The following is a 12,261-nucleotide window of genomic DNA, read 5'->3' as shown; positions in this document are numbered from 1 at the left end:
GTGACCGACATCGTGCAGCGCGGGCTGTATTTCGACGAACTCGAGGTTGGCGATCGGTTTGTGCACCGACCGGGGCGCACGGCGACAGAAGCTGACAACGTGCTGTTCTCGTCGTTGACGATGAACTCGCAGGCGCTGCATCTTGACGCAGCGTACGCGGCAACCCAGCCGTTTGGCCAGCGCCTCATGAACTCGATGTGGACGCTGTCAACGCTCGTGGGCGCCTCCGTGGCACAGATCACGCAGGGCACGCTGGTCGCGCAGTTGGGATTGAACGACATCACTTTTCCGTCGCCGCTGTTTCACGGCGATACTCTCTACGTCGACACCGAGATCGTCGGCAAACGACTGTCGGCATCTCGGCCGGGGCAGGGGATCGTCACCATGCGCCACACCGGCCGAAACCAAGACGACACCATCGTGGCAACCGCCACCCGTGTGGCGTTGATGTGGCTGTTGGATGCCGCACCGGATGCCACACCCGTGGGCGGGACGAAAGAAGGATCATGAGCACCGTGCGCACGCCGTTTCACCTGGGTCCAGCCCTGCTTTTCTGCCCGGCTGATCGCCCAGACCGCTTTGCCAAAGCGGCGGCTTGTGCCGACGTGGTCATTCTCGACCTCGAAGACGCGGTGTCGCCCGCTTCCAAAGCTGCCGCCCGCGGTGCGCTGATTGAAGCCGAGCTTGACCCGGAACGAGTGATCGTGCGGGTCAACTCAATCGACACCGATGCCTACGTGTCGGACATGTCAACGCTGTCGCAGACAGACTTTCGTCGCATCATGGTCGCGAAAGCAGAGGGCCCTAAGAAGATCGGCAAGATCGATTCGCGCTTCGAGGTGATCGCATTGTGCGAAACCGCCAAGGGCATTGTCAACGCAGAACGCATCGCGGCCCTCGACAACGTCTCGGCGCTCATGTGGGGAGCAGAAGACCTGGTCGCGAGCCTCGGCGGCACATCGTCACGCAAGCCGAACGGCCGATACCGCGACGTCGCACGTGTCGCACGTGCACAGGTTCTGCTCGCCGCAGGGTCACGAGGAAAAGCCGCCATCGACGCGGTGCACCTCGACATCGCTGACACGAAGGGACTCGCAATCGAAGCGGGGGATGCGGCAGCATCCGGATTCACTGCGACCGCCTGCATTCACCCGAGCCAGACCGATATCATCCGCGAAGCATATCGACCCGACGCGCGCACGATCGGATGGGCTCGGGCCGTGCTTTCGGCGGCGAAAGACGAACGCGGCGTGTTTCGCTTCAACGGCCGCATGGTCGACGAGCCGGTGTTGAGGCACGCGCGATCGGTGCTGCTTCGCGCAGGCGAGTAGCGCGGCGACTACACTGAGGCGGCGATTTCAGTGAGCATGCTGAGTCGCTCGCGTTCGTAGAGCAACTCGTGTGCGGATCCGTTTGTGAGCCGTACGCCGATGGGCGGGTGCTGGCCCGCGCTCGCATGATTGAGAAGTTCTCGAATGAGGGCCCCATGGGTGACCACGATGAGTGATGCATGCGACGGCGCCGTCTCCCGGCGAAGGTCGCGGACTGCCTCTCCAAGCGCGGCGATGCCACGATTGCGCAGGGCATCGCGCGATTCGGCGCCGGGAACCTCCGCGGTGTTGCTCGCGCCCCAACGCTCTTTGAACTCTTCATCGGTGACGCCCTCGGCCTCGCCATAGGAGCGCTCACGCAAACCTGGATAGGTGCGCGGGGCCGGAAGACCAAGCTCGCGCGCAATGATCTCGGCTGTTTCTTGCGCACGCGACAGATCGCTTGAAACCACGACGAGGTGCTCACGGTCACGCCGCTCGCGAAGCAGCGCGGCTGCCGCTCGCGCTTGCTCGCGCCCGGTGTCGTTGAGCGGAATATCGGTCGCGCCCTGAATGCGGCGAGCGTGATTCCAGTCTGTTTCGCCGTGGCGAATGAGAGTCAATGCGGTCACCCGGCGAGCCTACCGATCTGCCGCTGGTAGAAGCCTGGAGCTAGCTCAGCACGCTGAGCCGCTGCGCGAGCGCGGCCAGCACTTCGGTGGTGCCAGCGTTGAGCTTCACGGTGGCTCGAGCGTCGCCTCGCGTCGCCCCTCGATTGACGATGATGATGGGCAGTTTGCGACGTCTGGCTCGTTCCAGCAGCCGGATGCCGGAGTTGACCACGAGTGAAGACCCGGCAATGATCAGCGCGTCACTCGAGTGCACGAGTTGTTCAGCCTCACGGAACTTCTCGGCGGGGATGAACTCACCGAAGAACACCACATCGGGTTTCAGCATCCCTCGACAGACACTGCACTCGGGAACGACAAAACCGGCCGTCGATTCGGGAAGTACGTCGCCGTCAGGGCCGAGAGGAACGTTCTCGGGAACGGTGATCCACGGATTGTCTGCCTCGACACGTCGTGCGAGATCGCGGCGGTCAAAGACCTGGCCGCACTTCGTGCAGAACACCCGGCGCATGGTGCCGTGAAGCTCGACGACCCTGCGACTGCCCGCACCGACGTGCAGACCATCGACGTTCTGAGTGACGACCCCCGTCACCAGACCTCGCGATTCGAGTTCTGACAGCGCACGGTGGCCGCCGTTGGGCGCCGCTGAGGCGAAAGCCTGCCAGCCCAGATGGCTTCCCACCCAATAGCGGCGACGAGCAGACTCGTTTGACAAGTACTGGTCAGCGGTCATCGGGGCTCGGGTCGGTGCGCCCTGGCCGCGGTAGTCAGGGATGCCGGAATCGGTGGAGATTCCTGCGCCTGTGAGCACCGCGATTCGTCGGCCCTGGAGCGCAGCTGCCGCCTGTTCCAGTCCGCGAGAAAGCTCTGCATCAACCTCGGAGACGATCGTCACGGCGTACCCCCTTCAAAAAGAGTGTAGGCCGGATGGTTTACCGGGATGTTACGGGCTCTGTCAGAGTGGAGTCATGCCCGTCCTGCCGCTGACTACTGCCGATGATCCGCGGCTTGCCGATTATCGAGACCTCACTGACGTCGCACTGCGTCGTGTGCTTGAGCCCCGGGGAGGTCTGTACATCGCGGAATCCGCCAAGGTGATCGCCCGCGCTGTCGCCGCGGGGCACCGGCCTCGGTCGGTGCTCGTGCAAGAGAAATGGCTTGCCGATATCGAACCGGTACTGGCGGATTTTCCGGACACCCCCATCTATGTCGTCGAACCCCAGATCGCGGAGCAGCTCACCGGCTACGCCGTGCACCGCGGTGCGCTTGCCGCAATGCACCGCCCCGAGCCGCTCTCTGTCAGCGAAGTAATCGCCGACGCGCGCTTGGTCGTGATTCTCGAAGACATCGTCGATCACACCAACGTCGGGGCGATCTTTCGTGCGGCAGCGGGGCTCGGCGCCGACGCTGTGCTCATCAGTCCGCGGTGCGCGGATCCGCTGTACCGCCGATCGGTGCGCGTGAGCATGGGCACCGTTTTTCAGGTGCCGTGGGCGCGCTTGCCTGAATGGCGTACAGCGCGTGAAGTGCTGCACGAAGCCGGAATGCACCTCACAGCGCTCGCGCTGGCTGATGGCGCAGTCGACCTGGACGCGTTCGCGGAGGCGCGCCCCGAGCGCGTCGCGCTCATGCTCGGAGCCGAGGGCGACGGACTGAGTCGACGGGCGCTCGACGCGGCCGATACCGTGGTGACGATTCCTATGGCCGGGGGTGTTGACTCGCTCAACGTTGCCGCAGCGAGCGCGGTAGCAATGTGGGAACTGCGGGCCCGCTAGGCGAGTTCTCCCGGTTTCTGTTCCGGGTCTCTGCTTGGCGCGAGCGTGGTGACGGGCACAGCATCGGGTCGCTTGGCGGCGATCGCGTCGCCCGATGACTGATGACGCAGGCGGCGAAGCACCCATGGAACCAGGTGCGCGCGCGCCCAGACCAGATCGCCGGTGCGAGCTTCACGCCAGGTGCGGTTCGGCACCGGCTCGGGAACCATCGGCTGCAGGTCGTTGTCAACATTGAGAGCGCGCAGCACCATTCTGGCCACCTCATGGTGACCGAGCGGATTCATGTGCAATCGGTCATCGTCGAAGAAGCGCATATCTTGAACTTCTTTGAGTGCCCACTGGTCGGCGACGATGCAGTCGTACTTGTCGGCGATCGCGCGAATGTTCTCGTTGTAGATGGCCACCTTGCCGCGAATCCCACGAAACACCGGGGTGAAGTTCGTGTCGATTCCGGTGAATACGACCACCGTCGCGCCGTGTTCCGCGAGGCGCACCACCGCGTCTTCGAACAGTTCTGCCACACGATCGGGGTCGCCACCGGGGCGAATGACGTCGTTGCCGCCCGCGGAGAAGGTCACGAGGTCTGGCTTCAGCGCGACAGCTGCGTCGATCTGTCCGTCAACGATCTGCTGAATCAGTTTTCCGCGAATAGCGAGGTTGGCGTACGCGAAGTCGGGAACCTGTTCTCCGAGCACTGCCGCGACGCGGTCTGCCCAGCCACGATGGCCCCCGGGAGACGACGGATCCGGGTCGCCGATGCCCTCGGTGAACGAGTCTCCGACCGCAACATAGCGTCGCCACGGATGCGGCTGTGCGTTCGGGATGTATGGGCTGCGATTCTCATCAATTTCTGGCATGGCACTCCTCGGTTTGTGACCGAGCTCAAGGCTATCGCGCCGCATTCTTTGTGCCCACCGGCATCTGCGCTCGTGCCCACGATGTCGGTCGCGTCGTTTAGTGTGGTGACTCGTTGTGTGAAGGTTCGGGGGAGGTGCTGTGCAGGAAGATTCGCTTCTTCAAGACCGCGATGTGTCAGCCCACATCGGCAGCTTCGCCGCGGAACATCTTTCGCCGTCGTTCCCGCAGCGTGCACCCTGGGGTACGGCCCAGCGCCTTCGCGCATGGCAGGCTGAAGCGCTCGACATCTATTTCGCGATGGATGGTCCCGACGGCCAAGGCAGCGGCCCACGAGATTTTCTTGCGGCCGCGACCCCGGGGGCAGGCAAGACGACTTTCGCGCTGCGGCTTGCGAGTGAGTTGCTTCGTCGCCGCATCATCGACCGCATTGTCGTAGTGGCCCCGACCGAGCATCTGAAGACACAGTGGGCAGATGCCGCAGCGAGGGTGTCGATCAGGCTCGACCCTGCCTTCAGCAACCGCCACTTCGCGCCAGCAAAGCACTATCACGGCGTGGCGGTGACCTACGCGCAGGTCGCCGTCAAGGCATCGGTGCATCAACGGCTGGTTATGGATGCACGAACGCTTGTGATTCTCGACGAGGTGCACCACGGCGGCGACGCACTTTCTTGGGGAGATGCACTCCGCGAGGCCTATGCGCGAGCGACTCGACGACTATTGCTTTCTGGCACGCCTTTCCGCAGCGACACCGCACCAATTCCGTTCGTGGAGTATCACCCCGATGCCAAGGGCAATCGCGTGTCGCGCACCGACTACGCCTATGGCTACCGCCGTGCGCTCGAAGACGGCGTCGTTCGTCCGGTGATGTTCATGGTCTATGCCGGTCATATGCGGTGGCGCACCAAGACCGGCGACGAGATGGAAGCTCATCTCGGTCAAGACAACACGAAAGACATCACCTCGCAGGCATGGCGCACTGCCCTTGATCCAGAAGGCGAGTGGATTCCTGCGGTGCTGAAGTCGGCAGATCGACGACTCACCGAGGTGCGAGAGCAGATCGCTGACGCGGGCGGTCTGGTCATCGCCACGGACCAAACGGCGGCGCGCGCGTACGCGGCAATTCTTCACGCCATCACCGGCGAGCAGCCGACCGTCGTGCTTTCAGACGAAGCCGAGGCATCGTCTCGCATCGAGACCTTTGCAAAGTCGACATCGCGGTGGATGGTGGCGGTGCGCATGGTGTCGGAGGGCGTCGATGTGCCACGGCTCGCCGTCGGTGTGTACGCAACTTCAGCATCCACTCCGTTGTTCTTCGCCCAGGCGATTGGCCGCTTCGTGCGCGCGCGCAAGCGAGGCGAAACCGCCAGCGTGTTCTTGCCCAATGTGCCGCAGTTGCTCGGTCTGGCGAATGAGCTTGAGCGCCAGCGCGACCACGCTCTCGACCGCGATAGCGACGACGACGAGTGGAACGCCGAAGAAGACCTGATGGATGCTGCCGAGCGCGAAGACAAAGCATCTGACGCGCTCACAGAAGAGTTCAGCTACCAGGCGCTGGGGTCGCTCGCTCACTTCGACCGCGTGCTGTTCGACGGCAAGGAGTTCGGTCAGCTGGCCGTGCCCGGCACTCCCGAAGAAGAAGAATTTCTAGGGCTGCCCGGACTGCTTGAACCTGAACATGTTCACGAGCTGCTGATGCAACGCCAGACCCGCCAGGGGCGGCATCGACAGACTCGTGAGGCATCGGAGCAGGCGAGTGGTGAACCGGCTGAGAGCACGATTCCGGCGCCTTTGCACCGAACCCTCAAAGAGCAACGTCAGTTGCTGAACAGCTTGGTGGGCCTGTATGCGCGCCAGGCAGGCGAGGCCCACGGTCTCGTTCACGCCGAGCTGCGTCGCATCTGCGGCGGCCCAGCCGTTTCGCACGCAACCGTCTCTCAGCTGCAGGCGCGTATTGACATTCTTCGCAGCCGCATTCGCTCCTAGCTCTTGCCGTGCCGCCCTCGCGGCGTCTAGCTGAGCTTTGCGCCGTCTGCTGTTGGCAGCGGGGCGAAGCGTGCTGAGGCAACGTGCGCGACGACTACGGCGACGATCACCAGCGGCATCAGCGTGAGTCCGTCAGCGGCGAGAATCAGCGACGTCAGCAGCACTGACGTGAGTGGCAGTTTGAGCATCACGACGCACATGGCGCCGATGCCCATTGCCATTCCGGCGATGGGCGGAAGTCCGGGCAGGTGCGCGAGCGCCGCGCCACCAACAGCGCCGATGAACAGCGCGGGAAAAGTCGGACCGCCGCGAAAGCTGCTCAGCGCCAAGCCGTAGGCAAGCGCCTTGCAGACAAGCAGGAGCAGCAGCGTGCCGACGGTGTAGTCAGAGATGTTCTCAATCAGTGGACCGAGCGCAGTCTGCCCTGAGAACAGCACGTCGGCTGAACTCATGCCGGTGATGGCAGCGTAACCGACAGCGAGCGCCGCGATCCCAACGCCGACGAGTGGCGTGATCACGAGAATTCGACGCTCTACCAGCGTGCGCAGCGTGACACCGAGCCAGCGGATTCCGGCGCCAACCGGAACAGCCAGCAGACCAATCGCAATTGCCCACAAGAACTGCACACCAGAAGGAGCATCGGCCGCGGGAAGATTCGGAATAGCAAGGGAGAAGGTGCCGAGCCCTGTCCACGCGTCAAGCCCGACGAAGATGAGCGATCCGACGCCCGCTGCCAAGAGACCGGGCACGAGTACGAGTCCCAACGCCGGTCCGCCAAGTCCCGATGCCTCCATGAGAAGGAACGCACCGGTGAGTGGCGACCCGAGCAAGGTGCTGATTGCCGCGAAGCTGCCCGCCGCCGCCATCATGGTCTGAACTCGGGGTGGGGCGCCGCGCTTGACGAGACGCACTGCCAGCGCGCCAAGACCAGCGCCGAGAGCGATCAGCGGCCCTTCGGGACCGAGCACTACTCCAAGACTCAGGGTGCCGAGGGCTGCGAAAAAGATGCCCGGCAGCTGCGCGCTGCTCGGTGCGCCTTCCATCTTGAACCCGTCGGCTGGCGAGTTTCCACCGGTTCCGGGCAGGTACTTGATTGCGAGAGAGACGAGAATGCCGGCGGCGAGCAGAGGAACGAATGGCCACCACAGCGGAGCGGTTCCGCCCCCGAAGCTCTCAGGCAGAGTCGTGAAGATCCATCCCTGCAGAAAATCCACGAGCGCGAGAAAGAAGTATGCGATCGCCGCGATTGGAGCGCCGACTGCTGCGCAGAGAATGAGCAGGGATACGTAGCTCTTCGAGCGCAGCACCGTCGCCGGGTCGGGAGCAGAGGCGGTCGTCGTCATTCGACGTCACGTCCTTTCAACGGTGCTAGGTGGCGCACTCGGTCAGCATAGTGGAGCGCATGGTTGCTCACCGCTGTGCGACCCTAGTCGCATGAGCGATCAGAGCCAGCTCTTTCCGGGCAAGCATTTCATCTCGACCGTTCTTGGAGTGCTTGGCACGAAGACCACCATGAGCGGCGGCCTTGCCCGCGTCTTTCTCATGCGTTCGGCGATGGCTGGCGCAATCATCGGTGTGATGTACCTCACCTACTTCGCGGTGCTCGCCGCCTTCGATGACATCGCGAACGGCGAACTCGATGGCGTCGGCCACATCGTGGCTGCGTTGGCATTCGGCTTCGCCCTCGTCTTCATCTATTACAGCAAGTCAGAATTGCTGACCTCCAACATGATGATCGTCACCGTCGGCGCCTATTACCGCACGACCGCGTGGTGGCGACTGTTGCGCATTCTGGTGCTCTGCTATGCGGGCAATATCGTGGGCGGACTCTTCATCGCAGTCCTCGTCATGTTCTCGACGCTTGCCGATGGCAACGTGGGTGAACAGATGAACCTGGCAGTCGATCACAAGCTCGCATACCTGACCGCCGGTGCTTCGGGTTGGTCAGATCTGTTCGTGCGAGCCATTCTCTGCAACTTCATGATCAACCTCGCAATGCTGCTCGTCTATAACGGGCTGATCAAAGACGACCTCGCCAAGATGGGGGTGATGATCGCGAGTGTGTTCGTCTTCGGCTTCGTCGGCTTTGAGCACTCCGTTGCCAATACCGTGCTGTTCTCCATCGTGGGTCTTCAGCAGGGCATCGACGTCGGACTCGCCCTCGGCAATCTGGGAATCGTGCTGCTGGGCAACTACATCGGGGGCGGTCTGCTGATTGGCCTCTACTTTGCCTATGCAAATGACAGCCGGCGCTACCTGAAGAAGCACCCCGACATGACCGACCAAGCAGTGCCCGAGCCGTAAATCGAAGGAACGATGCGAAGTGCGCGGTGCCGTTTTCGCCGTTCAGATGGGGAGATCCTGGGCGTTTGCACTGAGCCCGCCCGGCGACTGATTCACAGACGTACGCTGAAAGCATGACCTCCCGAACCAAGAGGGTCTCCCCGCGTACCGCTCGCCGGTCGCTTCTCGCGATTCCCGCCATTGCCGTACCGACAGCGATCGTCGCTGCAGCCGTCTTGATCCCGAACGCCGCTTCAGGCGCGGTAGATCTTCCCGACTTAACGCCGCAGGAACTGCTCGAATTCGCGGCCGCCAGTGAGGTCGATCAGCTGAGTGGAACCATCGAGCAGGCCGCCGATCTGGGCCTGCCTGACCTCGGCGCCCTCACCACGGGTTTTGGCGCCGACACAACGGCGGCAGACGACAACGCCGCAGATATCGATGATCTGCTTTCGCTTGCCACCGGCTCGTTCACTGCCAAGGTCTATCTTGATGGCGACAGTGCGCGACTTCAGGTGCTCGATTCGCTCGCTGAACGCAATGTCTACCTTGACGGCGAAAGCGACACTGCGTGGTTCGTCGACTCCGAGTCGCAGAGCGCGACGAAGATCACTTTCAGTGCAGGGGAAGAACCTGGCGCCGATGACGCGCGTGAGCTGCCCACTCCGCAAGCCACGCTCGAAGAAGCGCTCGCGAACCTTGACGAGAGCACGGCTGTGACCGTTGGATCCGATGCGAGCGTTGCCGGCCGTGATGCCTATGAGCTCATTCTCGAGCCGCGCAGCGATGACACTCTCGTCGAGAGCATCAGTTTCGCTATCGATGGTGAAACAGGAATGGCGCTGTCGGCATCGATATCCGCGGCCGATAGCTCTGATCCGGCGTTTTCGATCGCGTTCACAGACGTGTCGTTCGATGCCCCCGATGCTTCGACGCTGACCTTTGAGCCAAGTTCGAACATCACCGTCTCTGAGAAAGAGATCGCACCGCCCTCGCATACCGATCACGAGGCTGTCAGCGACGATGCCACCGCACCTCAGATGAGCGTTGTTGGCGAAGGGTGGTCGACGGTCGTTGAGCTCTCGGCGGCGGAGGGCAGCTCGCAGACGCTTGACGGTCTCACTGCTGAGCAGCAAACGATGCTCGAGAGCTTCACGACCGCGGTCGACGGCGGACGAGTATTCGAAACGGCGTTGCTCACAGTTCTCATGACCGACGACGGTCGAACCCTTATCGGCGCGGTTCCCGCAAATGTGCTCGTAGACGCAGCATCCGGCGACTAACCGAATGCCTTCGTTGTCTGCCGAGCAGCACACGCACACGAGTAGCGCCGACCTTGCGATACAAACCCACGGGCTGACGAAACGGTTTCACAAGCACGCCGCAGTCGCTGGAATCGATCTGGCGGTGCCGCGCGGTTCGGTTTTCGGCTTTCTCGGGCCCAATGGCTCAGGCAAGACGACAACAATCCGCATGTTGCTCGGACTCGTGCGTCCAACCAGCGGTGAGGCGTACGTGCTGGGTTCGCCGATGCCGCGAACTTTCGCGACGGTGCTGCCTCGCGTAGGCGCACTTGTCGAGGGGCCAGCATTCTGGCCATACCTCAGCGGAGAGCAGAACCTGCAGAGGATGGATGCTGCCGATCCCCGTTCTGACGCCCGTTCCCGCAACAAACGGGTCGCGTCAGCGCTCGAACGCGTAGGTCTCTCTCACGCGGCGGGCAAGAAAGCTCATGCGTACTCGCTGGGAATGAAGCAACGACTCGGCTTGGCCAACGCGCTGCTCACACCGCGTGAGCTGCTGGTGCTTGATGAGCCGACCAACGGACTCGACCCGCAGGGAACTCGCGAGGTTCGCGCGCTCGTGCAATCGGTGGCCGACGAAGGAGCGACTGTGTTCGTGTCGAGTCACCTGCTGGCGGAGGTCGAGCAGGTGTGTACGCACGTGGGCATCATGAGCGCTGGCTCGCTCGTGTCGCAGGGAACTCTTGACGATTTCCGCAGCGGCGGCGGTGGTGCGCGCGCAAGAGTAGATACCCCCGATGTCGCTGTGGCGAAGCGTGTGCTCGCAGGACTGGGGCTGATTGTTGCTCCCTCGAGCGCAGGCGCGGCAGATGCGACAGCTATCGTCGCGACTCTTCCCGATGAAGCGGCCGATCCACGGCCGGATGTTATCGTCGCGGCGCTGGTGCAGGAAGGGGTGCGCGTGAACGGTTTTGCCGTCGAGCGCACCAGCCTTGAGCAGCGATTCGTCGAGCTGACGGGGGAGGGGTTCGATGTCGTCGCCTGAGCTGCTGAAGACCGGCGCCCCTTCTGCGGATGGCGGTGGCTTGCATCTGGCAGGAACGCTGCGCCTGTGGCGGAACGAGTTGCGCACGCTGTTTCGGCGTTCACGCACCTGGGCGATGCTCGGCGCTCTCGCGCTCATTCCGATCTTGCTGGCGGTGGCGTTGCGGGTTGCAGGAGGCACCGACGCGGGCCGTGGCCCTGCGTTTCTTGACCAGATCACCAATAACGGTCTGTTTGTGGGTGTTGCGGCGATGACGCTCGCCATTCCGCTGTTTTTGCCGCTCACGATTGCGGTGACCGCTGGCGATTCCATTGCGGGCGAGGCCAGCCACGGAACGCTGCGCTATCTGTTGATCGCCCCCGCCGGCCGTATTCGCCTGCTGTGGGTGAAGTACTTGGTCGCGGCAGCGTTCGCGATCGCTGCCGCGCTGACGATTGTGGTCTTCGGCACCCTCGCCGGCTGGGCGCTCTTTCCGGTCGGACCGTTGACTCTGGTCTCGGGAACCGAGGTGTCAGTGGGCGAGGGCCTGCTGAGGCTGCTCGCAGTAGCCGCCTATGCCATGGTCTCGCTGCTTGGCTTGACCGCGATCGGTCTTTTCCTGTCGACGCTGACAACAGTGCCGGTGGGTGCGATGGCAGCCACGGCGATTCTCGCGGTTGCGGCTCAGATCGTCGGATCGATTCCGCAGCTCTCGGCGCTGCATCCGTTCCTCTTTACAGACCGATGGCTCGATTTCGCCGACCTGTTGCGTTCGCCGATCGTGTGGGATTCGTTCGTCGACAACGCGCTGATTCAAGCGGCTTACATCGTGCTCTTCTTCGTCGCTGCGATCGTGCGCTTCACTCGGCGCGACGTGTTGTCGTAGCGGTCGACGTCAGGCGCAGACGCGCACGTGATGGCCGCTGAAGCCGACAACGTCGCCAAACTGAAGCTGGCGGCCGCGGCGGCGATCGACCTCACCGTTGACGGTGACGTAGCCGTCGATGATCGCTTCTTTCACGTCGCCGCCGGTGTCGAGTAGCCCCGCGAATTTCAGGAACTGGCCAAGGCGAATCGACTCGCCGTCGATGGATACGTCGTCGATTCGAGCCGAGTTTGTCATGTTCGAATGCTAGCCGACCAGCGAAAGTCCCA

The 12,261-nt window shown here is 63.0% G+C and carries 13 protein-coding genes; 8 read left to right on the top strand and 5 right to left on the bottom strand.

Annotated features, from left to right (window positions below; translation table 11 throughout):
* Together SJY18_RS03355 and SJY18_RS03350 are read left to right on the top strand one after the other, a co-directional pair.
* Positions 1-510, top strand: coding sequence for a MaoC family dehydratase (locus SJY18_RS03355; RefSeq protein ID WP_396668384.1), 510 nt, complete (start codon positions 1-3; stop codon positions 508-510).
* Complete coding sequence (locus tag SJY18_RS03350) at positions 507-1,331, top strand: HpcH/HpaI aldolase/citrate lyase family protein (protein ID WP_396668383.1); 825 nt, start codon at positions 507-509, stop codon at positions 1,329-1,331. The genes SJY18_RS03355 and SJY18_RS03350 overlap by 4 nt, the downstream gene beginning before the upstream one ends.
* Before the next feature lie 8 nt (positions 1,332-1,339).
* On the opposite strand, the gene SJY18_RS03345 is transcribed toward SJY18_RS03350, so the two are convergent.
* Together SJY18_RS03345 and SJY18_RS03340 are read right to left on the bottom strand one after the other, a co-directional pair.
* On the bottom strand, positions 1,340-1,942 hold the full coding sequence (locus SJY18_RS03345) for a histidine phosphatase family protein (RefSeq protein ID WP_396668382.1): 603 nt from the start codon (positions 1,940-1,942) through the stop codon (positions 1,340-1,342).
* Positions 1,943-1,982: 40 nt separating this feature from the next.
* The gene (locus SJY18_RS03340) at positions 1,983-2,828 is read right to left on the bottom strand and encodes a Sir2 family NAD-dependent protein deacetylase (protein ID WP_396668875.1); all 846 of its coding nucleotides are present in this window, start codon (positions 2,826-2,828) and stop codon (positions 1,983-1,985) included.
* Positions 2,829-2,907: 79 nt separating this feature from the next.
* Here SJY18_RS03340 and SJY18_RS03335 point away from each other — a divergent pair, with 79 nt between their 5' ends.
* Entirely contained in the window at positions 2,908-3,714 is an 807-nt protein-coding gene (locus SJY18_RS03335; protein WP_396668381.1) for a TrmH family RNA methyltransferase, read from the top strand.
* Here the strand turns inward: SJY18_RS03335 and SJY18_RS03330 are convergent.
* Positions 3,711-4,571, bottom strand: coding sequence for an SGNH/GDSL hydrolase family protein (locus SJY18_RS03330; protein WP_396668380.1), 861 nt, complete (start codon positions 4,569-4,571; stop codon positions 3,711-3,713). The genes SJY18_RS03335 and SJY18_RS03330 overlap by 4 nt on opposite strands.
* 139 nt (positions 4,572-4,710) lie before the next feature.
* Here SJY18_RS03330 and SJY18_RS03325 point away from each other — a divergent pair, with 139 nt between their 5' ends.
* A complete protein-coding gene (locus SJY18_RS03325; protein ID WP_396668379.1) occupies positions 4,711-6,555 on the top strand; it encodes a DEAD/DEAH box helicase in 1,845 nt (614 codons plus the stop codon).
* A 26-nt stretch (positions 6,556-6,581) separates the two neighbouring features.
* Here SJY18_RS03325 and SJY18_RS03320 read toward each other — a convergent pair whose 3' ends face one another.
* Complete coding sequence (locus SJY18_RS03320; RefSeq protein WP_396668378.1) at positions 6,582-7,898, bottom strand: chloride channel protein; 1,317 nt, start codon at positions 7,896-7,898, stop codon at positions 6,582-6,584.
* Between the two features lie 91 nt (positions 7,899-7,989).
* On the opposite strand from SJY18_RS03320, the gene SJY18_RS03315 reads away from it, so the two are divergent.
* From SJY18_RS03315 to SJY18_RS03300, 4 genes are all read left to right on the top strand, one after another.
* Positions 7,990-8,859 (top strand): formate/nitrite transporter family protein, encoded by an 870-nt coding sequence (locus tag SJY18_RS03315; RefSeq protein WP_337337834.1) that lies wholly within the window; start codon positions 7,990-7,992, stop codon positions 8,857-8,859.
* Between the two features lie 113 nt (positions 8,860-8,972).
* Positions 8,973-10,121: an outer membrane lipoprotein carrier protein LolA gene (locus tag SJY18_RS03310; RefSeq protein WP_396668377.1), complete on the top strand. Its 1,149-nt coding sequence runs from the start codon at positions 8,973-8,975 to the stop codon at positions 10,119-10,121.
* Positions 10,122-10,125: 4 nt separating this feature from the next.
* Positions 10,126-11,127: an ABC transporter ATP-binding protein gene (locus tag SJY18_RS03305; RefSeq protein WP_396668376.1), complete on the top strand. Its 1,002-nt coding sequence runs from the start codon at positions 10,126-10,128 to the stop codon at positions 11,125-11,127.
* Positions 11,114-11,992 (top strand): ABC transporter permease, encoded by an 879-nt coding sequence (locus tag SJY18_RS03300; protein WP_396668375.1) that lies wholly within the window; start codon positions 11,114-11,116, stop codon positions 11,990-11,992. The genes SJY18_RS03305 and SJY18_RS03300 overlap by 14 nt, the downstream gene beginning before the upstream one ends.
* A 9-nt stretch (positions 11,993-12,001) precedes the next feature.
* Here the strand turns inward: SJY18_RS03300 and SJY18_RS03295 are convergent, their stop codons facing one another.
* Entirely contained in the window at positions 12,002-12,229 is a 228-nt protein-coding gene (locus tag SJY18_RS03295) for an RNA-binding S4 domain-containing protein (protein ID WP_396668374.1), read from the bottom strand.
* Between the last annotated feature and the right edge of the window lie 32 nt (positions 12,230-12,261).

This window comes from Microbacterium sp. R86528 (assembly GCF_044596335.1).
GTDB classification, from domain to species: domain Bacteria; phylum Actinomycetota; class Actinomycetes; order Actinomycetales; family Microbacteriaceae; genus Microbacterium; species Microbacterium marmarense.
This window is presented reverse-complemented; position numbering and strand designations above follow the sequence as displayed.

Bases quoted from the DNA above. Each gene is read 5' to 3' on its own strand.
- SJY18_RS03305 (WP_396668376.1), top strand. From the start codon at position 10,126: ATGCCTTCGTTGTCTGCCGAGCAGCACACGCACACGAGTAGCGCCGAC.
- SJY18_RS03310 (WP_396668377.1), top strand. From the start codon at position 8,973: ATGACCTCCCGAACCAAGAGGGTCTCCCCGCGTACCGCTCGCCGGTCG.
- SJY18_RS03300 (WP_396668375.1), top strand. From the start codon at position 11,114: ATGTCGTCGCCTGAGCTGCTGAAGACCGGCGCCCCTTCTGCGGATGGC.
- SJY18_RS03350 (WP_396668383.1), top strand. From the start codon at position 507: ATGAGCACCGTGCGCACGCCGTTTCACCTGGGTCCAGCCCTGCTTTTC.
- SJY18_RS03295 (WP_396668374.1), bottom strand. From the start codon at position 12,229: ATGACAAACTCGGCTCGAATCGACGACGTATCCATCGACGGCGAGTCG.
- SJY18_RS03330 (WP_396668380.1), bottom strand. From the start codon at position 4,571: ATGCCAGAAATTGATGAGAATCGCAGCCCATACATCCCGAACGCACAG.
- SJY18_RS03335 (WP_396668381.1), top strand. From the start codon at position 2,908: ATGCCCGTCCTGCCGCTGACTACTGCCGATGATCCGCGGCTTGCCGAT.
- SJY18_RS03315 (WP_337337834.1), top strand. From the start codon at position 7,990: ATGAGCGATCAGAGCCAGCTCTTTCCGGGCAAGCATTTCATCTCGACC.
- SJY18_RS03320 (WP_396668378.1), bottom strand. From the start codon at position 7,898: ATGACGACGACCGCCTCTGCTCCCGACCCGGCGACGGTGCTGCGCTCG.